Source organism: Mucilaginibacter kameinonensis, assembly GCF_003675385.1.
Classification (GTDB): domain Bacteria; phylum Bacteroidota; class Bacteroidia; order Sphingobacteriales; family Sphingobacteriaceae; genus Mucilaginibacter; species Mucilaginibacter kameinonensis.
The window spans coordinates 1,111,404-1,135,100 of record NZ_RCWZ01000003.1 but is presented as its reverse complement, the minus strand read 5'-3'; the positions used below and the strand labels follow the sequence as shown (position 1 = coordinate 1,135,100).

20 protein-coding genes are annotated in these 23,697 nt (G+C 42.2%); 7 read left to right on the top strand and 13 right to left on the bottom strand.

Going from position 1 to position 23,697, the window contains the following annotated elements:
• Window positions 1–3: 3 nt before the first annotated feature.
• Together EAH55_RS17945 and EAH55_RS17940 are read right to left on the bottom strand one after the other, a co-directional pair.
• Window positions 4–2,664: a TonB-dependent receptor gene (locus EAH55_RS17945; RefSeq protein WP_244228238.1), complete on the bottom strand. Its 2,661-nt coding sequence runs from the start codon at window positions 2,662–2,664 to the stop codon at window positions 4–6.
• A gap of 61 nt (window positions 2,665–2,725) precedes the next feature.
• Complete coding sequence (locus tag EAH55_RS17940) at window positions 2,726–3,721, bottom strand: FecR family protein (protein ID WP_162996926.1); 996 nt, start codon at window positions 3,719–3,721, stop codon at window positions 2,726–2,728.
• 176 nt (window positions 3,722–3,897) lie between these two features.
• On the opposite strand from EAH55_RS17940, the gene EAH55_RS17935 reads away from it, so the two are divergent.
• A complete protein-coding gene (locus EAH55_RS17935; protein WP_121810825.1) occupies window positions 3,898–4,452 on the top strand; it encodes a dihydrofolate reductase family protein in 555 nt (184 codons plus the stop codon).
• 27 nt (window positions 4,453–4,479) lie between these two features.
• Here the strand turns inward: EAH55_RS17935 and EAH55_RS17930 are convergent, their stop codons facing one another.
• From EAH55_RS17930 to EAH55_RS17920, 3 genes are all read right to left on the bottom strand, one after another.
• On the bottom strand, window positions 4,480–5,067 hold the full coding sequence (locus EAH55_RS17930; protein ID WP_121810824.1) for an RNA polymerase sigma-70 factor: 588 nt from the start codon (window positions 5,065–5,067) through the stop codon (window positions 4,480–4,482).
• 203 nt (window positions 5,068–5,270) lie between these two features.
• Complete coding sequence (locus EAH55_RS17925; RefSeq protein ID WP_121810823.1) at window positions 5,271–8,045, bottom strand: TonB-dependent receptor; 2,775 nt, start codon at window positions 8,043–8,045, stop codon at window positions 5,271–5,273.
• A 276-nt stretch (window positions 8,046–8,321) separates the two neighbouring features.
• Window positions 8,322–8,639 (bottom strand): hypothetical protein, encoded by a 318-nt coding sequence (locus EAH55_RS17920; protein WP_121810822.1) that lies wholly within the window; start codon window positions 8,637–8,639, stop codon window positions 8,322–8,324.
• Between the two features lie 264 nt (window positions 8,640–8,903).
• Here EAH55_RS17920 and EAH55_RS17915 point away from each other — a divergent pair, with 264 nt between their 5' ends.
• On the top strand, window positions 8,904–9,374 hold the full coding sequence (locus EAH55_RS17915; RefSeq protein ID WP_208644875.1) for a pyrophosphohydrolase domain-containing protein: 471 nt from the start codon (window positions 8,904–8,906) through the stop codon (window positions 9,372–9,374).
• 23 nt (window positions 9,375–9,397) lie between these two features.
• Window positions 9,398–10,363 (top strand): 23S rRNA (adenine(1618)-N(6))-methyltransferase RlmF, encoded by a 966-nt coding sequence (rlmF, locus tag EAH55_RS17910; RefSeq protein ID WP_244228236.1) that lies wholly within the window; start codon window positions 9,398–9,400, stop codon window positions 10,361–10,363.
• Between the two features lie 111 nt (window positions 10,364–10,474).
• Here rlmF and EAH55_RS17905 read toward each other — a convergent pair whose 3' ends face one another.
• On the bottom strand, window positions 10,475–11,623 hold the full coding sequence (locus EAH55_RS17905; protein WP_121810820.1) for an acyltransferase family protein: 1,149 nt from the start codon (window positions 11,621–11,623) through the stop codon (window positions 10,475–10,477).
• A 256-nt stretch (window positions 11,624–11,879) separates the two neighbouring features.
• On the opposite strand from EAH55_RS17905, the gene EAH55_RS17900 reads away from it, so the two are divergent.
• The 4 genes from EAH55_RS17900 (at window position 11,880) to EAH55_RS17885 (ending at window position 14,629) form a co-directional block, all read left to right on the top strand.
• On the top strand, window positions 11,880–12,557 hold the full coding sequence (locus EAH55_RS17900) for a pseudouridine synthase (protein ID WP_121810819.1): 678 nt from the start codon (window positions 11,880–11,882) through the stop codon (window positions 12,555–12,557).
• A 58-nt stretch (window positions 12,558–12,615) separates the two neighbouring features.
• On the top strand, window positions 12,616–12,885 hold the full coding sequence (locus tag EAH55_RS17895; RefSeq protein ID WP_121810818.1) for a hypothetical protein: 270 nt from the start codon (window positions 12,616–12,618) through the stop codon (window positions 12,883–12,885).
• 168 nt (window positions 12,886–13,053) lie between these two features.
• Window positions 13,054–14,355 carry a DEAD/DEAH box helicase gene (locus EAH55_RS17890; protein ID WP_121810817.1) on the top strand — a complete coding sequence of 434 codons (1,302 nt, stop codon included), beginning with the start codon at window positions 13,054–13,056 and terminating at the stop codon, window positions 14,353–14,355.
• A gap of 25 nt (window positions 14,356–14,380) precedes the next feature.
• Window positions 14,381–14,629 (top strand): DUF1456 family protein, encoded by a 249-nt coding sequence (locus EAH55_RS17885; RefSeq protein WP_112576055.1) that lies wholly within the window; start codon window positions 14,381–14,383, stop codon window positions 14,627–14,629.
• 152 nt (window positions 14,630–14,781) lie between these two features.
• Here EAH55_RS17885 and EAH55_RS17880 read toward each other — a convergent pair whose 3' ends face one another.
• The 7 genes from EAH55_RS17880 to EAH55_RS17850 form a co-directional block, all read right to left on the bottom strand.
• On the bottom strand, window positions 14,782–15,339 hold the full coding sequence (locus EAH55_RS17880; RefSeq protein ID WP_121810816.1) for a CAP domain-containing protein: 558 nt from the start codon (window positions 15,337–15,339) through the stop codon (window positions 14,782–14,784).
• A gap of 109 nt (window positions 15,340–15,448) precedes the next feature.
• Window positions 15,449–16,249 carry a hypothetical protein gene (locus tag EAH55_RS17875; protein WP_112574174.1) on the bottom strand — a complete coding sequence of 267 codons (801 nt, stop codon included), beginning with the start codon at window positions 16,247–16,249 and terminating at the stop codon, window positions 15,449–15,451.
• A 412-nt stretch (window positions 16,250–16,661) separates the two neighbouring features.
• A complete protein-coding gene (locus EAH55_RS17870) occupies window positions 16,662–17,597 on the bottom strand; it encodes a phosphatase PAP2 family protein (protein WP_121810815.1) in 936 nt (311 codons plus the stop codon).
• A 2-nt stretch (window positions 17,598–17,599) separates the two neighbouring features.
• Window positions 17,600–18,223 carry a sterol desaturase family protein gene (locus tag EAH55_RS17865; RefSeq protein ID WP_112574172.1) on the bottom strand — a complete coding sequence of 208 codons (624 nt, stop codon included), beginning with the start codon at window positions 18,221–18,223 and terminating at the stop codon, window positions 17,600–17,602.
• A gap of 227 nt (window positions 18,224–18,450) precedes the next feature.
• Window positions 18,451–19,188 carry a CDP-alcohol phosphatidyltransferase family protein gene (locus tag EAH55_RS17860; protein WP_112574171.1) on the bottom strand — a complete coding sequence of 246 codons (738 nt, stop codon included), beginning with the start codon at window positions 19,186–19,188 and terminating at the stop codon, window positions 18,451–18,453.
• Between the two features lie 29 nt (window positions 19,189–19,217).
• Window positions 19,218–21,782 carry a DUF5686 family protein gene (locus tag EAH55_RS17855; RefSeq protein ID WP_121810814.1) on the bottom strand — a complete coding sequence of 855 codons (2,565 nt, stop codon included), beginning with the start codon at window positions 21,780–21,782 and terminating at the stop codon, window positions 19,218–19,220.
• Between the two features lie 590 nt (window positions 21,783–22,372).
• Window positions 22,373–23,695: an inositol-3-phosphate synthase gene (locus tag EAH55_RS17850; RefSeq protein WP_121810813.1), complete on the bottom strand. Its 1,323-nt coding sequence runs from the start codon at window positions 23,693–23,695 to the stop codon at window positions 22,373–22,375.
• Between the last annotated feature and the right edge of the window lie 2 nt (window positions 23,696–23,697).

Here is a 23,697-nt window from a genome sequence, read left to right as displayed (position 1 = left end):
GGCTTAAAATTTAAAGTTATAGGTAACCGAAGGTACAAAGGTGAATAAAGTGGTGCGTACGGCTTCGGTACGGCTTGCATCCGTTTTGTTATCACGGAAAAATATGCGGTACGCGTTAGGGTTGCCATAAGCGTTATACAAGCTGAAAGTTAAATCAGATTGAAATTTAGCCGTTTTCTTAAGCTGCTTGGTAGCGCCCAGATCTAAGCGGTGATAAGCAGGCATCCTGTCGGCATTACGGTTGGTATAGTAATAGTAAGTTACGCCATCAACCTGGTATTTGCCGCTTGGAAAGGTGACTGCATCGCCTGTGTAATAAACAAAATTGGCCGAGAATGTCCATTTATCGCTGGCTTTGTACATAGCAACAATGGCTATATCATGCGTGCGATCTTGTCGGGCGTTGTACCATTGGTTATTGTTGATGCCATCAATCATCCGTTCAGATTTTGACAACGTATAGCTGATCCAGCCGCTAAGTCTGCCGGTTTTCTTCTTCAGCAAAAACTCAGCACCATAAGCGCGACCTTTGCCGTAAAGCAATTGTGTTTCGATAGGTTGGTTGGTAAAAACGTTGGCGCCATTACGGTAATCTATCTGGTTTTGCAGCCTTTTATAATAACTTTCAACCGTAAATTCATAGTTGTGCTCACTGAAATCCTTGTAGTATCCAACGGAGAACTGGTCGGCAATTTCGGGTTTGATGATATTAGTGCTGGCTACCCATTTATCCGTTGGCGAACCCGAATTGGAGTTAGAGATCAGATGCAGGTTTTGCGCGTTGCGGGCATATGATGCTTTAAGTGAGCTCACATCATTGAGCTGAAATGCCGCCGCAACACGAGGTTCCAGATTAACGTAGGTTTTAACCTCCTGTCCGGGAGTATAATGTTTTGAGCCGATAATATTTCCATCGGCATCAATGTCATAATAATCGCCCGATCCCAATATGGTAAAGGCCGACAGGCGCAGACCGTAGGTTAGGGTAAAGCGATCCGTAGCTTTCCATGTATTGGTAACATAGGCAGCGTTTTCAAGGGCGTACCTGTTTTGCAGGCTTTGCGATATAATGCCCGAATTACCGGTAGCCGAAATCTCGCCCGGTTTAATGGTATGATAGATGCTGTTTACACCAAAACTAATAGTGTTTTTATCGCCGGCATACCATTGCATGTCTTCCTTAAAATTAAAATCGCGGATCTGTGAGTAAATATTAAATTCGTTTACATCCTGCTTAATGTTAAGCTTATAATCGTAATTGCTGTAAATGAGCGATGTATTTGAAAAAAGCTGACTGTTAAAAATGTGGTTCCAACGGAGGGTAGCAGTAGTATTGCCCCAGTTAATACCTGCTATATCGGCGGCTTTAAGTACATCCTTCCCAAAATAGCCAGAAACAAACAAGCGGTCTTTATCGCCTAAAACATAGTTGGCTTTGACATTAAGGTCATAAAAATAAAGCTGGCTTTTTTTGGCGACGCTGTCCTTTGATAAAGCCAGGAAGGCGTCAGCATAAGTACGGCGTGCCGAGATCAGGAACGAAGATTTACCTTTTTGAATAGGCCCTTCGGCATTAATCCTTGCCGCTATCAGGCCTATGCCTCCGCTTACACCAAATTTTTGGTTGTTGCCATCGTTCATTTTAACATCTAACACAGACGATAACCGGCCGCCATATTGCGCAGGCATATCGCCCTTGTAAATATTCATGTTTTTGATCGCATCGGAGTTAAAGGTAGAGAAGAAGCCGAGCAGGTGTGAGGCGTTATAAACAGGAGCCTCGTCAAGCAAGATCAGGTTTTGATCAGTAGCGCCGCCACGCACGAAGAAGCCGCCGCTGCCTTCCCCAGCCGATTTGATGCCCGGTAACAACTGAATGGTCTTGATCACATCGCGCTCGCCAAGCAGCACAGGAATGTTTTTGGTTTCCTGGATGCTGAGATGCTCAACGCCCATTTGCGGGCTGGCCAAATCACGTGCCCCTGCGGGAGCGGCTTTGATAGTTACCTCCTGCAACAGTTGCGAATTATCTTCCAGGGCGATATCCAGTTTGAGGTTACCACTAAGTGATATTGGCATCATGATAGTTTTTTGCCCCATGGCGCTTATAGAAAGCTCATGATCGCCGGCAGGCAGGGTAAGCGAATAAAAGCCATACTCGTTACTGGAGGTGCCCGCGTTTGCATCGGTAACCTTAATACTTGCGCCGATGATGGTTTCGCCGCTTTGTTTTGATTTAATGGTGCCGCTTACCGTGTATTTGCCATCGGCGGCGACCTGCTTTTTTACTTTGCCTGCATCGTATTTGATCAGCACTTCGTTATCAAGCACTGTAAAACTAAAGGGGTGAGGAGCGAGGGCTTTGCGCAATACATCGCCCAATGGCTGATTTTTGGCATTGATACTGATCTTTACTGTGCTTTTAGCAACTGTTTCATTATAGGTAAACTTGATACCACTGGCGGCTGTGATTTTATCTAAAGCCTGCTTAAGTGGTTCGTTATTAATAGTTACAGTAACGGTTTTATCTAAGGGGCCCTGGGTTTGTGCGTGGCTTTGTACAGTTATCAAAAGTAACATCAATATGCCGAGTGCCGTTCGGAGGGGTGTTCGCGTTATCTCGCAAATCAGCATGGATAGCCATGCCGGTCTGTTGGTTTTCATAAATGCTTTAATTGTTGGTGTGGTTTTTCCTTTTAGGGGGATGTTTAAAAAAATGAAAAGGTTAATTGTTGGGAGGCAAAGGTTGCAGGTAGTAGCCGTTGTTAAGCTTACTCCAGCGCAGGTCCATTACAGCGCAAAGTTTATTAAGCGTTTTATCCACCGGCTCGTTAGTGTTGATATGTCCGTAAAAGCCCGATTGAGCAATGCCCGGAGCCAGATTTACGCGGATGCCATACTGGAGCGATAGGTCATCGGTAACGTTTTGCAGAGATGCGCCATCATAACTAAACAAACCGGTACGCTGCGACAGGAATTTTGACGCGTTGGGGTAATCCTGTTTAATCAACGATCTGTTGGTTTTGTTATAAACAGCACGCTGGTTAAGTACCATGATAGCCTGTTTGCTTTTAGGCAGATCATGCTCCTGCACAGCCACTTTTCCGCTGATGACCGTTACTTCAGATATGATCTCATCAGGGTAGGCTTTAACGTTGAAGCTGGTGCCCAGTACTACTGTTTTAAGCTGGCCTGATTGGATCACGAAAGGGTGGTCCTCATCATGTACCACATCAAAAAACGCTTCGCCTTCCAGTTTTACCAATCGCTCTTTGGCCCTGAACTTATCAGGATAGCTGATCTTACTGCCGGGATTAAGCCAGATGCGTGTACCATCAGGTAAACTGATTTGCCGGTGTTTGCCTGGGGAGGTTACCAGTTCAACCTGTTTGGCCGGATCAACAACTTCCAATACCTCGTTTTTGTAAAGCGCCGCGAATGTAACCAGCAATACCACAGCCGCTGCAGCAGCTATACTTCGCCATAAGGTAATTACCTTACGCGCGGGTTTCACCGGTGTTTCCATTCGTGCGGTTATCTTGTTCAAAATACTTTCCCGCAGCTGTTCGGGAGTTTGGTATTTTGAGGCCGATAACAAAACTTCCTCATCGCTAAAATTGGCGTACCACGCATCAAGCCAGATCTTTTCGTCCGGACTGATGGTGCCCTGCATTAACTTGTGAGCAAGTTCCTTTACGTTGTAGGTATTATTGTTTTCCATTGTAACTGATCTTTCAACCTTTTGCACATATAGTCAGAGATGAAGGCAGATACCCTTAGTACAAAATGAAAAATATTTTACAGCAAGGTTTTTTCTTTTTGGCGAGAAAGAAATCTGTATAGGTTATGTCGGTTGAAATTTGCTAATTTTAAAAAAAGCCAATTAAACCCGATCAGATGAGAAAAGTAATTTACGGTATTAACCTGAGTTTAGACGGATGCTGCGACCATACCAAATTTGGCGGTGGCAAGGATATATTGGAATATTTTACCCGGCTTATGGATGGCGTAGACCTGATTATATACGGGCGTAAAACCTACGAACTTATGGTTCCTTATTGGCCGGATGCAGCAAAAGATCCTAATTCAACCAAAGAGGAGAGCGAATTTGCATGGGCATTTGATGGGATTGAAAAACTCGTGTTTTCGCGGACATTAACCATTGCCGACGATAGAAATACAACGATTACCCACGCAAACCTTGGCGATGAGATCCGAAAATTAAAACAGCAACCGGGTGGCAATATTTCGATAGGAGGTGTAAATCTACCTTTGCAGCTTATTGAACTTGGCCTGGTTGATGAATTTAATTTTGTGATCCACCCTGTAATTGTAGGCGAGGGCAGAGGCTTGCTGGAGGCCACCGGTTTAAAAGAAAACTTGGGCTTAAAGCTAATTGAATCAAAGATTCTTGAATCAGGCTGCATTGCGCTTCATTACAAGAAAGTCTGACGGGCATTAAATTAAAGTACAGTGTTCTTAACTAAGCAGTAAAATCAGTACAGGTAAGGAAACACCAAGCGACTGCCTTAATGAACTTAAAGCTTTTGACATATGGGCCTCGACTGTTTTTTGTGAGATGCCAAGTTCTGACGCTATCTCGGCATAGGTTTTATTTTCATCGCGGCTCAGCAGGAATACAATGCGACATTTTTCGGGCAGTTGATTGATACTGTGGTCAAGCCGTTCGCGTAGTTCTTTTTCTTCCAGCCATTGAATTGTGGTGTCCTCAGTTTCGGTTGAGGTAAAAGCAAGTTCATCTAAATGCTGCTGCTTTCTGTATTGTCGATCAAGATGGTTGATCACTTTATATTTAACCGCAACCGAAAGATAGGTTGCCAGGGTATGGGTTAACTTGAGGCTTGCACGGCGTTGCCAGATACTTAAAAACACTTCCTGAACCACTTCTTCGGCTTCGTGCTCATCATCCAAACGGTGGTAGGCTACCGCGAAGGTTTTATCCCAATACCGGTTATACAGCTCAGTAAAAGCCTCGCGATTGTCGCCGGCTATGAGTTGTAGTAGCTGTTCGTCGGTATGGGTAATATGCTGATTGGGTGCAGGCATTCTTTATCTGCAATGCTAAGTTAAAGAATGTACAAAAAATAACTTTCGCACTTGTTTAACATGTTTTAACAGTTTGCAAGTTTAGAGTTTTATCGGCGGATAAAGTTACAATGCTTTTGATATTTATAAATTATCCCTAAAATAAAAAAGGCGCCCCGGAAAACCTGGACGCCTTAAGCTATGAGATCTGTCAGTTAATAGTTTTAAAATGTAAAGCCTACCCTTGCGAAAAAGCGGCGACCGTTTTGTCCCATTTGCACGGCATCAAACGGACCCGATGGCTCGTTATTAAAGGCGTAGCCCTTTGCGCCTTTTACATAAGCAAGATCGGGGTGTACGTTAAAAATGTTATCGGCGCCAATAGATAAACGAACAGATTTGGCCACTCTGTAAGCAAAATACAAGTCGCTTACAACTTTGCCACTGTAAATGTATTGGTCGGGCAGTTGTGCCGAACCATCATCAGTAGGCACCGTAGGGGTAAGTGTTGTACCATCGCCATAGCCATCAATTACTACTTTACCAAAGTAGGTAAAGCGGGTTCCTACCGTAAAGTTTTTATGGCTAAACTCAGGGTTCAGGTTAAGTTTTTGAGGCGGTGCCGATGCAAGGATGAATTTCTTTTCACGTTCGCTCAGGAAGGTTTCGCGCAGGGCAGCGGTAGTTCCTAAAATAGGGGGGTAGTTTACCTTGTCAATCTTCATGGTTTGGAAATTGCCAGTGAACAATACTCTGAACCTGTTTGCACCAATGGTTTTGTTATATTCAATTACTACATCCAAACCTTTGTTAGTAGTGTTAACCGCATTGGCAAAAAACTGGGCGGAGCTTACATGCAAATTTTTCAGGGCATTGGTAAATGTAGGATCGAGAGTTTCGTCGTCGGCACTGAACTGGCCCGAAAGCACTACGCGGTCGGTAACTTTAATATAATAGCCATCAACAGTAAAACTTAACTCAGGTATTGGTTTAAAGGTAAAACCCAGGCCGGCATTTTTTGATTTTTCTTGTTTAAGGTTAGGGATGCCAGCCGCTTTGGTGATAGGGCTATAGTTTGGCGCTATCTTAACTTCGGATATTACTGTTCCCTGTACATTGGTAAAGGTTGAACTGTAATTGATCTGTTGTAACGATGGCGCACGGAAACCTGTACCTAAGGACCCGCGGATATTAAAGTTATCGGTGATTTTGTAACGAGTAGCCAGTTTTGTATTAAAGTTTGAACCAAAATCGCTGTAATGTTCGTAGCGGTTGGCAAAGTCAACCAGCCATTGTTTGGTGATATCGCCTTCAAGGTCAACGTACACGCCTTCAACCGAGCGATGGGCACTTACCGCGTCGCTGGGCTGATAGCCGGGGAAGCCCTGCGCACCTGCCGCTTTTACACCCGTTGGGTCGTAGTTTTTGTACGATGCTTCTTCGCCCGAAAAGATCTTATAACGTTCGTAACGGTATTCGCCACCAAAGCCGAGGTTAAGGCCCTGCATTACATTGCCAAAATGTTTATTAATGTTCAGGTTGCTGGTGTTTTGTAAAAACTCCGAACCGCCATCATCAAAATTGGTTTTATCTGCGCCTAAAGAAGCATTAAAAGTTTTGTAGCCAAAAAAGTGGAATTTGTTATTGCCTATGTTGTTGCTCAAATCCCAGTCCCAGGCATCGCCCAAAGTGCCTTTTGCGCCTACTGCAACCGCGATATCGGTGTTGTGTGTGCGGATGATGGGGTTATAATAAGATTCGCCGTCGGGAGTATTAAAAATAATGCCGCTAACAGGAATTATGTTGCCGCTGTTATCGGTAGGGAAGCGTTCTGGTCTGCCGGAGAAATTACGGGTGAAGGCATAATCGTCGGATGCCTTATAGCTGTAACCTCCAAAACTGTATAGCGTGGTACGGGTGCCGGCAAGAGGCGACTCATGATTGAAAAAGAATGTACCGCTCTCGGCCGATCCATCACCATTGGCCCGCCTGTACGGATTTATAGGAAGCGCTTTAGGGTTTGAGGTTGTGGTATCATGCGTTTGGCGGAAGGTTTTGCCGTTTTTGGCATAATCGCCGGTAAAGTTGATGAAGCCGCCATTTTTACCAAGGGCTAAACCATAGTTGGCATCAATAGTAATGCCGTTGCCGTCAATTGCGCCGCCGTGCGGATATTGCGAAGAAACAACGCTTTTGCCGCTGTTAAAGGCAGGGTCGTAATAACCGGAGTAACCTACATTGGCGTTAAATACACCGGTGGTTTTCTTTAGTACCAGGTTGATAACACCCGCGATAGCATCAGAACCGTATTGTGCCGAAGCGCCGTCACGAAGGATCTCGATCCTGTCGATAGAAGCCGTTGGGATCGAACTCAGATCGACACCCGAGTTACCGCGACCGCGTGTACCAAATACGGAAACGAAAGCTGTGGAATGGCGGCGTTTGCCATTTACAAGAACCAGTGTCTGATCTGGCCCAAGACCGCGTAAGGTACCCAACTCAACGTGGTCGGCACCATCAGAGCCTGATTGTTTATTATAATTAAAGGAAGGGGCCGAATAATTAAGAATGTCTGTAATATCCATTCGTCCGGTTACAGAAGCGGCTTTGCCTACGTTAACAACATCAACCGGAACAGCCGTTTCCAGCTTTACACGCCCTGCCGAGCGCGTACCTATTAATACCACTTCGTTTAGCTGGGCCACATCGCTTACCAGGGAGATATCAATTTTACTGCGCCCGTTAATACCTACGGTAAGTGTTTTATAGCCGGTGTAACTTATTACCAATTCGTCGGTAGCTGCCGCCGAAATGGTATATACCCCTTTGGCGTTGGTGCTGGTGCCTAAGTTACTCCCTTTAATATGTACCGATACACCGGGCATAGGCGCACTGTTTGCAGCGTCGGTAACGGTTCCGGTAATAGTTTTCTTTTGTGCTAATGCCAGGAGGGATGACATGGTTAGCAAAATAAAGGTAAGTGGTAAAAATTTCTTCATAAAACGGTTGGTAAAGCTTTATTGATGCTGTTAATTTAATGTAAGTTAATAATTATTAAACTATTATCAATATTTACTATGTTTTATTGTGATTTTTCTACTTTAAAATTATGTTTTTTGATTTTTATATGAAATATTGTTTCGTTTTGTGGTTTTTTTATGTGTATTTTAAATTAAACTAAAAAAGCCAATTATTAAAGCGTTTATATCTTTAATAATTGGCTTTTATGGATTTAAAAAATAAACTAAATGTCTTTTTTGGGGTAGGTTTTTTAATTATAAAGCTTTTTCAGTTTCGGCAATTTTTGCTTTTTTGCTCACTTTTACCTTTTCAGGCGCAATTGCTTCGGCTGCTTTTTTCTCTTTTTTTACTTTCGGTTCAGTAGGAACGGCATGTACAACAGGGCTTAATTTGGCAGCCAATGTTTTTGCCAGGTTTTTAGCGGCTTTATCAATGGCTTTTTTTGCTTTATTTGCATCAGGGCCAAATTCACTTACCAGGGCTTCAATCTGAATTACTAATTTTTCTTTTAATTGTTTTTTAAGAGCTTTGCGGGCTTGTTTTGTAGCGGCCTTATCTTTTATGTTTTTCATGTGGATGGATTAAATCAACTTGGGGCGGTTTTTTTCTTCGCGATGCAAAGTTAGGTTAATATAGTGTGTTTTTAATATTATATTTATGTTAACAACCGTTATGTATGTTAAGTTTTTATAAACTGATAATCAGTGTTATTAGTTAGTGCTTGCTTATTTATTTTTATATTCTATAACATTGTAACTAATACCGCTTGCACTAATTTTTTGAAAGCCTTTTAGTTAATTCATAACTTAGCCGTTTATTTATCGCCCAAAAACAACATGATCAAAGATTTAAGCGCATTAACCCAGGTAGCCGAATTTCATACCACTTTTAAGCATCCCATAGTTGAAAAGCCAGTTATGCCCTCAAAAGCACGCTGCGATCTGCGTATCGAACTTATTGCCGAAGAATTAAAGGAGTTACAACAGGCCGTTATCGATAACAACATGGTTGAAGTGGCGGATGCCCTTTGCGACCTGCAATATGTATTATCGGGCGCGGTACTGGAGTTTGGACTGGGCTCAAAATTTAAAGAACTGTTTGATGAAGTGCATCGTTCAAACATGAGTAAAGCCTGCAAAACAGTTGAAGAGGCTGAAAAAACCATCGAACATTATAAAAACACAGCCAATACGGATGCGTATTATAAAGAGATAGATGGCTTGTACCTGGTGTATCGTACAGCGGATCATAAAACATTAAAATCTATTAATTACTCGCCAGCCGATCTGAAAGGTATCGTTGGTTAATTACATATCAAAACATTATCTCATTGTCAGCACAGGAATCCAACCAGCCCGAGGCTAAAACCAATATGCACCCACGCAATAAGCATCGCGAGGGATATGATTTTAAGGCGTTAATTAAAACTACTCCTGCTTTAAGGCCATTTGTGCGCACTAACGAGTACGATAACTTTACCATCAACTTTGCCAATCCTGAAGCTGTAAAAACGCTTAACAGGGCATTGTTGCAGCATTACTATGGTATTAAGTATTGGGATATCCCCGAAGGGTTTTTATGTCCGCCTATACCAGGGCGTGCCGATTATATCCATTACGCTGCTGACCTTCTTGCGTCTGTTAACAACGGTGTCATACGTAAAGGAAGAAAAGTGCGTGTACTTGATATTGGCGTAGGGGCTAACCTGGTGTATCCTATAGTAGGTGTCAGAGAGTATGGCTGGAACTTTGTTGGCTCCGAACTCGATCTGGAAGCTATGGCATCGGCACAAAGCATTGTTGAGCAAAACAGTCAGTTAAAGGTAGCTGTTGAATTAAGGCAGCAAAGCAAAAAAGCCGATATTTTTAAGGGCGTGATCAAGCCAGGTGAATTGTTTGACCTGACCATCTGTAACCCTCCGTTCCATGCTTCGGCTAAGGAAGCGGCAGCCGGTTCGGCGCGTAAATGGGATAACCTGGGTTTAGGAAAAGACAAACAGCCTGTTCTCAACTTCGGCGGTCAAAATACCGAGCTTTGGTATCCCGGCGGTGAAGCAGCTTTCCTGAAGCTGATGGCTGCACAAAGTAAACCATTTGAAAAGCAGGTTTTATGGTTCACCACACTGGTATCTAAAAAAGAAAATCTCAGGATATTGTTTAATGCCCTTCAAAAAGAAGGTGTAAAAGATGTACAAACCATTAACATGTCGCAAGGCCAAAAAGTAAGCCGCATCATGGCCTGGACTTATTTAACTCCTGAGGAGCAGCAGGCGTGGGGTAAACGAACAGAACCCTGATTCGTAAGATTAAAGGATTTTCTCGATATCTGAACCTTGATTTGTAGGATTTTAGCATAGCCTTGATGTTTTTAACTCATGGTCATCCTAAAATCCTTCTAATCAGGGTTCCTATACTCTCAAAAATGTCTTCTTGGTATACAAGTAATACAGAAACACCCATTTTACCATCACGTAACAAATAGCCATCACTACAATATTGTACGGATCGCCAACCAACTGGCCTATCCACCCAAAGAAGCCTTCGGTAGTATAATCCCATTTAATGAAGTGACCGGATACGTAGATCAGGATAGAGTTCATTCCTATCACCCGGAAATAAAAAGCCCATTTTTGATGTCCTTTTACGTCGATGATGTAGTAAAATAAGGCCATCAGCAATAAGCTTAAACCGCCTACGTGCAGCACAAATGAGCTTGTCCACAGGTTTTTATTGATTGGGAAATCAAGGTTCCAGATCTGGGCCAGCACCAGGAATATTACGCCAAATACAGCCATGGTAGCTACTTTGCGCATTTGGGTGATACCTCCTTTTTTAAGTAGGACGCCGGTAAGTATGCCTAATATGCCGGTACTGATAGCCGGGATAGTTGAAAAAAGACCTTCAGGGTCGTGAATACCCAAATACAACCTGCCGGGTAATATGCTACGGTCAACGTATGAAGCAAAGTTGCCTTTCATGGTCAAATCGCCCATCGGGAAGCCCGGGGCTGATGTGAATTTAAGCAGCAGCCAGTAGCCGATAATGAAAAAGCAAAACCAGAACATTTGCCAGCGCTCTTTACTGTACAGATAAATAATGTTGGCAAACATATAAGCAATACCAATACGACCGAGCACGCTTGGGAACCGGATCTCGGCAATGGGCATGATTTTTATCCCGTTGTTTACCACCAAACCAAGCAGCACTAAAATAAATGCCCTTTTTATAACTCGAAGCAGTAATTGCTGACGGGTTTTGCCTTTTTCCAGTTCACGCCCTACAGAGAATGGAGTTGAAACACCCGCCATGAACAGGAACAAGGGGAAAATCAAATCGTAGAGGTGAAAGCCGTTCCAATCTGGATGGGTAAACTGGTTGGCTATGGCGCCCCAAAATGGTGAGCCGGTGGCTTTAGCCATTCCGTGAAAGATCTCTTCGCCACCCATAATCCAAAACATATCGAAACCGCGAAGGGCGTCCAACGAAAATAAACGGGTAGGGGCTGCATTAATATCATCGGCCTGTTTGGCACTCGCCTGGTTTGCTGTAATAGCCATTAGTTTAATTGTATTTTTAGGTTTGAACTAAAGATATGAAAACCAATACTATTTAAAATTATTTTTTTACATCTGTGAACTTTTAAAAGAGGTTTAAAAAGATTTTGCATTCTTATGTAGAGACGCATCACATGCGTCTGCCGCACTGTGGGCCTTTTATATCGGGAGATGCATGTGATGCGTCTCTACAGTAGGAAAAGATTTTAGAAATAAATCCAAAATGCCGCCGTAAATTCGCGGTCTTATAATTATGCCGATGTTAGAGATCATATATCGTGACGAACACTTGATTGCCATCAATAAGCCGCATGGGTTGCTGGTACACCGTTCGTCCATTGCTGCAGATGCTTCAGAATTTGCCCTGCAACTGCTCCGTGATCAAATTGGCACGAAAGTTAACCCTGTTCATCGTATAGACCGTAAAACCGGCGGGATCCTTCTTTTTGCATTCAACAAAGAAGTTGAAATAGCCATGCAAAAAGCATTTATGGAAAACCAGGTAAGCAAAAAATACCTGGCGATAGTTCGTGGCTATACACCCTATACCGAGGATATTGATTATCCCCTGCGAAAAGAAAATGGCACCCTGCAGGATGCATTTACTACTTATACAACCCTAAAGCGTGCCGAACTTGATATTGCCTTCGGCAAACATCCTACCTCACGATACTCCTTAGTTGAGGCCGTGCCTACCACCGGGCGCATGCATCAATTGCGTAAACACCTGAGCCATATATTTCACCCTATTATTGGCGACCGGACACACGGCTGCAATAAGCAGAACAAGCTTTTTTTAGAGCAATGGGAAATGACAACTATGCTGCTTCACGCCTCTGAGTTAATGTTTAAGCATCCTGTAGGTGGCGAAGAAATAAAGATAGAAGCAGGTCTTCAGCCTGAATTTAAACGGGTGATGGAGATCATGGGCTGGTAACTGTATTAATCTTTAAGCAATTATTTAAACAAAACCGATCTGCTATTGTATTAATAGCATGGAAAAATTGGTCGTTTTTGATCTGGATACCGAGGATGGTACGCGCCGGATCAGTATTGAAGCGGTACACCAGCTAATACCAGGTAACCATGTATATGCAACCGGTGTATTCAGATTAAGTGAGGGTGAAACAGATTTGGGGGATATCGTTTTTGACGATAACCTGAAAGAGTGGGAATATACCTGTATGGGAAATTTAAATCACCACGAAGCAAAGAAAATAGCAAGGTTTATCAAACATAATTTTAGTACGGAAGTAGCTGGATAAGATTATGGAGTAATATAAAATACCCGTTCAAGCGTCTCTCGCTTGAATGCCCGTGAATAGGAGCGTCCACGCTCCCGATTTAAGTTAATCGTGGGCGCTTAAACCTGCGCAAATGATTAGCCCACCAGATTTTTACTGTATCTTTGCGCCTCAACTAACAAATCCCATATGATTGATCAGGCTCTGAGTAACCTCGGCATAACTGCCCTTAACCCTATGCAGCTTGCCGCGCTTAGTGCCGCTAAAAAAGGCGATGTAATTCTTTTATCGCCTACAGGATCGGGGAAAACACTTGGCTTTTTATTGCCCTTATTAAATTTGCTTAAGGCCGATATTGACACGGTACAGGTCATGATCCTGGTGCCATCGCGCGAACTTGCCTTGCAAATTGAACAGGTTTGGAAGGTAATGGGTACCGGCTTCAAAATTAATTGCTGTTATGGTGGCCACGCTGTAAAAGTTGAACGCAATAACCTGTCGCATCCGCCTGCCGTTTTAGTTGGCACGCCGGGGCGGATTGCCTTTCACCTGCGGGAGGAAAATTTTAGCACCGATACCGTTCATACACTCATACTTGATGAGTTTGATAAAGCGCTGGAGTTTGGTTTTCAGGAGGATATGTCGTACATCATCAGGCAGTTGCCTGCTGTTAAAAAGCGGATCTTGACTTCGGCCACTAAAATGGATGAGATCCCAGCTTTTACCGGGGTGGACAAGCCTGTTGAAGTAAATTTTTTGGCTAATGTAACTTCGGCTCCTGATATTAAGCAAAAAGCTGTGATATCTGAGGCGGCTGATAAACTGGATGCCTTGTTCGCGCTGATCTGCAAAATAGGAAATAAGGCAACGCTGGTATTTTGTAATCACCGTGAAGCCGTCGACAGGATCAGCGAACTACTTTGGTATAAAGGGCTTGAGCATGACATTTTTCATGGCGGTATGGAACAGGACGATCGTGAGCGGGCCCTGTTAAAATTCAGAAACGGAAGCCATCGCTTGCTGATCACTACTGATTTAGCCTCGCGCGGGTTGGATATCCCTGAAATAGAATATGTGGTGCATTATCAGCTGCCGCATAATGAAGAAGCTTTTTTACACCGTAACGGTCGCACAGCGCGCATGAACGCCAAGGGCACATCGTACCTGATGCTCACGCCCGATGAAAAGCTACCATACTTGAAACAATTACCTGAGATTGAACAATTGCCCGAAAAGCTGATATTTCCACCTGCATCGCCCTGGGTTACATTGTACATAGCCGCCGGGAAAAAGGATAAAGTTAATAAGGTGGATATAGTCGGTCTGTTACTTAAAAAAGGCGGATTGGCGAAGGATGATCTCGGCCTGATAGAAGTGTTGGATTATTCATCATACGCTGCCATCAAACGTGATAAAATAGAGGGCGTTGTAAAACAGGTAAAAGCCGAAAAAATTAAAGGCAAAAAGGTGAAGATGGAAATTTCGAGGTAATTTTGTTAAAAAGAAAGATATAATAATGAGCAATAACGATATCATGAAAAAGCTGCGGGTGGCTATGAAATTTACTGATGATGATATCATCAAGGTTTTGGCCCTGGTTAATTTCAGGATCACTAAGGCAGAAATAGGCGCTATTTTTCGTGCAGATGATCACCCAAACTTTAAACCCTGCGGCGATCAGATCCTGCGTAACTTCCTGAACGGACTTATCATTTACAAACGCGGCCCAAGAGAACCGAAACCGAAACCGGAAGCTGAGAAGTAAGGTTGTTGGAGGCAACTCCCACAACGGCTAAATGGCAACAATAAAGGGATTGTCATTGCGAGGAGGAACGACGAAGCAATCGCATGCTATACAGAGCGGCTCTGCTTCCGTGCGATTGCCACGCTATCGCTCGCAATGACATGAGTATTTTTTCAGTGCCCCTCCACAGGTTTTTCCTGTATTAGCTTGTATTTACCCGATTTAATGAGTTTTTGCTGTTGTGCCGAAAACGAGGTACGCCCGCCAAAATCCTGCACCCAGTAGGTTTTATATTCCGCTACGCCAACTTCTTTAAAATCGGGGTTCATGAGGTTGCGGCAGTGACCTTCGCTTTTAAACCAGCCTGCCATTACTTCGGCAATACTTAGTTGCCCTTGCGCTATGTTTTCGCCAATAGCAAAACTCTTAAAACCTTTAAATTTATATCCGGCGTAAACAATCCGGTCTTCCATGCTGCGTCCGTCTTTACTGTCGTGACTAAAATAGTTTTGGCGTGCCATATCTTTGGCGTGGCCTACGGCTGCATCCTCCAGATCGTTATTCCAGGTGAGCGGTGGAGCAGGAGGAAAATATTTGCTACCGCAATTACAGCCCTTTTGCCGGGTAGCATTAATACTGTTTAAAAACTCGGTCCTGAATTTTTTGCTGCTTTGCCCGTAAACGTTATCCAAAAACAACAGGGCAGCAAATAATAGCATCAACTTTTTCATCTTAGTGTTATGACACTTTTAAACGCATGTGGTTTAAATTATTGTTTCGGCCGCCTGATAGCTGAACGCCAGCGGCCGGTTTTCTTTCGCCTGTAAATAATAACAAGGGTTATAACGACGAGAACAAGAGTTGTGGCGATGAGAAAGATAATGAGGTTATGTGCCTGGCGTATCTTAGCATTGGCCTGCGCCTGGAGTTGCTGGTATATACTTTTTTTTTGGCCAATACCGAATCTTTCTTTTTGATCTTGATAGAATCTGCCGCGGCTACCTTTGCGATACTGTCAACCGTAACTTGGTTAAGGCTATCGTCTAAAAACTCGTGACGTTTAATGGCAGCAGCAGCTTTTTCAAAATCATTCATTTTGCGGTACAGTTCGGCATAACCCACCTGTACCACCGATTCCTTTTTAGGATCATGGGTTTTGAGCGAAAGGTTTAAAGCATCGTTCAGATCCTTCATGCTTAATTTATAGTCCTTGATATCGCTTTTAATAGCTGCTAGTTCAATTAACGAGGTAATGATATTAAGAGTATCCTTTTTTTGCCGCGATATGGTGTTCGACTGTAAAATGAACCATTTGGCCTGGATAAACTTTCGTTGTGAGCGGTAAACCTTCGCCAGCGCGTTAAAGCTTGTACGCTGGCCTAAAGTATCATTATATGTAGAATAGTAATGCAGCGCGAGCATGGTATAGTTAAGTGCCTCGGTCTGGAAATAGTATTTCATCCGCCTGGTTGATACAGTATCGTACGTTAAATAATAAGCGGCTATTTGGGTGTAGATAGGGCCTTTCAGCGAGTCGCCGGTAATCTGTAATTTTTGCTTAAGACTATCCAGATCACTTGCATGTGCAGATAATTTAAATGCGGCTGTCAGAATAAAAAGTAAGGTAAAAAGTCTCTTCATATAACAGATTACTCGAAAATACAATAATCTGCTTATAATTAGGCAAATAGCGTGCCTGTTTAACGTAATCTTAATGTAGTTTATATATGCAAGAGTACTTTTGATGCCATCATTAGCTGTGTAGGCTGTTTTTCAGGCTAATAGCGCAGCAAATATTAATCAACAATGGCAATGCCGTTTTCCACAGCGCGGGCTTTAGTACAGCAGATTGTATACAAAAGAAGATTTTGTACAGCAGCGGCTTCTTAGAAGCTCTTAAAATTTGATTGTTTTCTAATTGTAGAGACGCATAATTGCGTCTCCGGTGGGACAAGCAGCTTTGGATGTCATCTTGCTACAGTAAATTGCATGTGGGAGACGCAATTATGCGTCTCTACCCGAAAAAAATCGCGAATTGTTTTTAAACAGCTTTTTAGGAGATCACTTTTTCGTAACTGTTTAAGGCAGATTGTAAACCGGTAAATTTCTTTACCAATACGTTGTACAATGTTATACCTAAACAAGCGCAGGTAATGCCGGCTAATACGTCAAGTACATAGTGGTGACTTGCATATACAGCCGTGAACCAGATGCCAACAGTTACTATAGCAAAGAAGATATTAACAAGCCCCAGTCTGTTTTTTATGCCGTAGTAAAGCACGATAACCGGGTAAGAGGAGTGTAGCGATGGCATAGCTGCGAATACGTTTGAGCCTTTGGTGTAAATATTCTTAAAAATATCCGCATGAAAATAAGCGTCAAACCTGGCCAGGCCTGCAGTATTTCCCATGGTTAGCGGGATAAAATGGAATCCATGATATTGAACAAACCATGGTGGAGCGGCAGGGTAGGTATAATAAACTATAAAACCTAATATGTTCACCAAAACAAAAGTCAGCGAAAAATTAAGGAACTGTTTTTTGTTTTTGAAAAACAGGTAGGCGGCAAAACCAAGTGGCACCGGGATCCAGCACAAATAAAACAGGCCTGATATTACATCGATATAAGTTTTTGTATTGGCAAGCCAGTATTCGTTAGGAGTTAGCAATTTCCCATTAAAGTGGATGCCGAACAAATGTTTTTCTGCATTGTAAAGCTGCGCGATATGTACCGGGTTGTAGTTATAATTGGGGAAGGCCTTCATGTAATCAAAAATGATCCAGTACACTATAAAAATAGTGAAGCCCAATATAAACTTGCGTGTTATGGCCGACGCATAAAACAACACGTTAAAAATAACTACCAAAGTAAGCTCATCGGGTTTATAACCAATAAGGAAAGTGGAAAGCGCCAGGTAAGCAACGGAAAGCAGCGAAACAATAATTACCGACTTGATATTTACTGTTACACCGTTGTTGGCATTGGTCATTGTTATTTTTTTAAGAAATCTGAACGGAAAATTTTATCCCAGAAAGGTGAACTAACACCGTAACCCTTTTCAGGATCCTGGTAATGGTGCAGCATGTGATGCTGTTTTATCTTTTTAAACAAACCGCTTTTAAAGTTAAAGTGGTGCATGGCATAGTGTGATATGTCATAAAACAGGTATCCCAAAATAAAGCCAGGGAAAAAGCCCCAGATATAGTTTACAGGCAGCATCCATTTAAACAAAAAGAAAAAGCCGGTTGCCAGCGGAATGCTTAATGATGGTGGTAATACCAAACGTTTGGCATCGCTCGGGTAGTCATGATGTACACCATGCATAATAAAGTGCAAACGTTGTGCCCACTCCAGTTTTTCGCTTGGCTGGTAGTGGAAAACAAAGCGGTGCATGATGTATTCGGTAATGGTCCAGATAAACAGACCGAAAATGAACAGACCGATATAGCTTAATATATCCAACCCTAAATCAAAAAATTTATAGCTGCAATATCCAATAACAGGTACAAAAATGTACAGGGGCACAGTGTAATGTACTTTTGAAAGTCCCTCTAAAAAATCGCTCTTGAACATTCTCACAGATTCCTGTGAGTTGGATATATATTTCTTTTTCATGATATAATCAGGGTTAAAAATGCTTTACTATTTCTCTGCCTGTTTACGGTGTATTAATTTATTAAAGACGATTGGCCTTAAACCAACAAAAGGCAATTTTAGCAAAGATATTGCTAAGTGTAAATGCCTTTATTTTATTGTTGCGAAGATATGATATTTTGTCGGTTGTTGTAGCTAAGGTTACTATTCACTTACCAACCTGCCAACTGGCACTGCTTACTGCCAACTTATTTACCTTCTTCTTCCAATTTCATTAACGCTTTTTTAGCTTCTCTTAAGCGGTTAAATGCAGTGATATTGGTTAACACAGCAAGTATTACAATTGGAATAGTAAATATCGATATGGTTTCAAACACATGGAATTTAATGCCTGGGATAAACAATTTGTAATTACCACCAATATATTGTGCCACAATACCAGATAAAGCTGCAAACAAACCTATTGTTACCACACGTTCCGGCCTTTGCATTAAGCCACCTTTAATTTCAACACCTAAACCTTCGGCACGGGCACGTACGTAGCTAACCATCATTGAGCCGATAAGTGCGATAAAGGCAGCTATCGAGCTCAGGAAGTAGTGATGAGCTACCAGGTAGTAACAAATACCCAAAAACATGATCAGCTCGCTGTAGCGGTCAAGAACCGAGTCATATAGCGCGCCAAATATCGATTTCATGTTTCCTAAACGGGCTACCTGGCCGTCAAGCATATCAAATAAACCTGCAAAAAGTATCAAACCGCCTGCCCAGCCTACATAGCTCAGGTCGCCGCGGTTGCCTTCTTCGGCTCCTAAAATAAAGATACCGGCAACGCCCACGTTAAGTACAAAACCAATGGTAGTAACGGCATTAGGGGTTAAGCCTATTTTTATAAGGATCTTCACAAACGGATCAATAACCTTATAAATGCCTAATTGCAAGTTGGTTCTGAATGATCTCCTAAGTGTTGTTGTTTGCTGTTCCATATTTCTCTCTGCTTATTTAGGTGCGATGATTAGAAGTCGAATTTAACCCTTGTACGCAAACCCCATTGGGCAACGTTTGGCTGGTCAAGGTAAGTAAAGCGCCTTACAAAATCTATGCGTATAAATTTAAATATATTTTCGATACCAACACTACCTTCAACGTAAGGTGTTTTACCTATAGTATAGGTGATTGGCACGCCATCGGCGCCAACCGGAAGCTGGTACAATGACGGGTGTATTGAAGGATTATTTTGGTCAGATAAACCACCGTATAATACTTTTAACGATGCGGTTTCACGCCATTTCAATTTCTTTAACAACGGTATTTTGTTAAAGAAGAAACCGCTGAAGTGCTGGTCTATCCTGAAGCTTGCGTATTTATCGCTCACAAACTCCAAAAAGTTCATTAAGTTGTATGAGTCGATATCGTAAGCGTAAGTTTGGTTGGCCCTGTGTATGGTTAATAATGGGTATGGCACCGAACCGAAAATTTTGCCAGCAGAAACGTTTATATCCGCGTAACCTAACTGTGAAAAGTAAAAGCGTTTATCGGCACGGAAATCAAGCTTCTGATAGTTGTATTCGCCGTTAAAGAACCCTTTTATACCTTGAGCATAGTCAAGCTCAAATGCAGGATATTTGTTAGGGATAGGGATACGATAGATCTTGCCCTGGTAAAATTGCTCATGAGGTGCCCAGCGCACGCTCGCGGTAAGCTCGGTAGTAGTTAAATGGTGGATCGAGTTTGGCAGATCATTGATCACATTATCAAAATATAACGATCCTGCCGGCTCCTGGGTCCATTTTTTGAAGCCTGCTGCATATGAAAAGTGGCTTTCCAATTCATGCACATAATCAAACCTGTAAAAATCATTGTACAAGAATTTATCATTCACACCACGTTTGAATGATAACAGGAAGTTATCTTCTTGAACGAATTGAAGGCTTGCACCCGGAATTTTGGTATCGCGCTGAAAGCTTGCCCTGATATAGTTTTGCGGGAAACGATAAATAGATTTATCGTTAAGGGAGTAGGTAGCGCTTAAAAAGTATTTCCAGCGTTCATCTTTAAAACCATAAGCCGCATAAGTTTCAAAATAGTAACGTTTGCTCAATTCGGGCGTCGTACGACCTCCAATACGCAAACGCAAACCCTCAACTGGGTTAAAGCTATAAAATGTATTTGCAGGGCCTAATTCAAACTTACCAAAGCCTTTGTAACCCGCAAGCAATAAAGTTGCAATATCAACAGTACGCTTAAATGATGGCATATTGCGCAGGCTATCAATGTTTTTATAAACCTTTGATTCGGCCAGCGTTAATGTATCCGGTCTGTTTTCCTGCCAGAATGAATCAGGGCGATGTTTTACCTCATCGCTCAGCTCAGCATATTCCGAACCCTGGTAAGTAGTATCAGGACGTGGCTTGTTTACCACATAGTTGCTGTATGTTATAGCCCTTATACCAAATAAACCACTCTTAGCATCTTTTTTGGACGCACCAAAGTCGGCAATGGTAGTGCTTTTGCTCAGGTGGTAACGACCATCAGGGTTTTGCTGGAACTCCAGGTTCACGGTCATGGACCTGATGAAGTTGATATTGATATGTTTATTGATGGTGAGGTCACACTTTTGCACGGCGTAATTACCATCAAGGGTAATGTAAATACTACCTTCAAAAAGTACATCTGTTGTATTACGCGGGGTAAAATCAAGCTTTACCAGCTTGTTGTTATGCGCGTCAAGAACAGTATCGGCAATAAAGTATTTATAGTAATTAGGCGAGTTATCAGAGATAGGGCTCAGGAACTGGCTGGTTATTAAAAAAACGTTATTGGTATAAATATCAACCTTGTTGTAAAGGTGTTTAAAATACTGGGTAAGACCTTCGTTATCAATACCCGGGCCGTAGTTTACACTTTTCTGTCCTGTTATATTTTCCCTTGTTTTTTCGGGGTTTTTGCGGTAGTAAACCTGTTGCAGTTTTTCGTCAAGGTAGATAGGGAGTAATGATTTGCCCGGTACAAGCGAGCTATCGCGATTATCTAAAATGAACTTGTATTTACGGAAAAACTTCCTGTCCGAAAATTGGGCTGATACATTGCTCAACGCAAACATCATTTTATCGTATTCCTTGTATTCTACGTAGTTATAAGCTTCAGGACGGTTCTTTTCTTTATTTTCGATAACCTTACGGATCAGCTCAACTGCGGGATTGTCCTTATTACGGTATTTAGGCTTTTTGCCCGATTTTACCACAACCTCGTTAAGCTGTTGTGAAGCAGGAAATAATTTTACATTGATAACCTGTTCTTTACCAGGAATAACGGCTAAAAAAGCATCTTTATAACCTAAAAACGAAATTTTGATTTGTTTATAATCCTGATTGCTGGTTACAAGGCGATATTTACCATTAACGTCGGCAGTGGTGCCTGTTGTAGTACCTGTAAATGATATGCTAACAGAAGGGAGGGTTTGTTTATTACCTGCATCAGTAACAACACCCGTTATTACCGTTTGCTGTGCATATAATGCCGAAGCAGAAAAGAACAGTATTAAGAAAAATAAGCTTTTATAAAATTTTTTACAATCCATGTACTTAGTGCATTGTGCAAATACAAACTTCTTTTTTCGGCTTAACACTGTATTATTAGATAAAGAGGTATGTATAAGTTATTCAAATGTTTTTGACGGATTAATTATGCCCGCCCCTGTATGTTTTTCATTAGTCCACCGCCGAAATTCACCTTGCTTACCTCAATCATACACGCCCGGCAGTAGTTGTTACGGAGTTCACAATTAACAGGCCAAAGGTAAAAAAAATCAGAACAGACTAATGTGGTCAAAAAGTCAAATATTGTTTACAGCTATTTTACCATCATATTATGATAACCATAAGTAAATCCAAACAACGGTTTTAACATATGATTAGTATTCTCGCAATATCGGATTTTCTCTCTTTTTATTGCGTAATGTTCTGATAATTAAATGTTTTCTATAGAATTTAAATCCGTTTTAGAACGATACAAATAACATTATTTAACATTTTGTCTGTCATCGGTAAGACTATGATTTTAAAATAATGTTACCTGCCTATGATTATTTTACTTCATAAAAACAAAACAGCCGCAAAGCAGAGATTCAACTGCTTACGGCTGTTTTGACGGTATTTAGTGATTTAACGATTATTCAGCAGCGAACATATCGTCATAATAATCCAAACCAAGGTGAGTGATCAGATCTTCGCCCATCAGGTAACGAAGTGTATTCTCTAATTTGATCAATTGTTTGAAGATATCGTTTTCCGCATGTAAACCTGGTGCAGTTTGAGGCGATTTCAGGTAGAATGATAACCACTCCTGGATACCGCTCATGCCTGCACGTTTAGCAAGGTCACAGAAGATGGCAAGGTCAAGCGCGATAGGGGCTGCAAGGATCGAATCGCGGCAAAGGAAGTTGATCTTGATCTGCATTTTGTAGCCTAACCAGCCAAAAATGTCGATGTTGTCCCAGCTTTCTTTGTTATCGCCATGCGGAGGGTAGTAGTTGATACGGATCTTGTGGTAAATGTTACCGTAAAGCTCCTGGTTATCTTCAGGTTTGAAGATATCTTCCAACACACCCAGTTTTGAAACTTCTTTAGTTTTGAAGTTATCCGGATCGTCAAGAACCCAACCATCGCGATTACCCAAAATGTTGGTTGAGAACCAGCCGTGTACACCTAATGAACGCGCTGCCAGGCCTGGAGCCAATACAGTTTTCATTAAAGTTTGACCAGTTTTAAAGTCTTTACCTGCAATTGGAGTTTTGGTTAATTTAGCCAATTCAATCAGTGCAGGGATGTCAACGGTTAAGTTAGGGGCGCCGTTAGCGAAAGGAACGCCTAATTTTAACGCCGCGTAAGCGTAGATCATGCTTGGAGCGATCAACTTATCATCGTTTTTCAAGCCTTCTTCAAAAGCAGCCAATGACTGGTGTACAGCCGATGCTTCGTAGTAGATCTCGGTTGAACCGCACCATACCAAAACAACCCTGTCAAGGCCGTTAGCCTCTTTAAAGTTTTTGATATCTTCCATAACCTGCTCAGCAAGCTCAAGCCTGGTTCCGGTTTTAACGTGGGTACCATCAAGGTTCTTAGCATAGTTTTTATCAAAGGCAGCTTTCATTGGTTTTATAGCTTCCAATTCGGCTTTAACTGCTTGTAACAGACCTGGTTCAAGCACCTGCGCGTTTGATGCAGATTCAAATACGTTATCTTCATAAACGTCCCAGCCACCAAATACTAAATCGTTTAAGTTGGCGAGCGGAACAAACTCATTAATTTTAGGATTACGGTTTTCGGTCCTTTTTCCTAAACGTATGTGGCCCATTTGAGTAAGGGAGCCAATTGGCTGCGAGATGCCTTTTTTAACGGCTTCAACGCCGGCAATCAGGGTAGTTGCCACGGCGCCTAATCCTGGGATCAGGATACCAAGCTTACCTTTGGCAGGTGTAATGTTGATTTTCATTT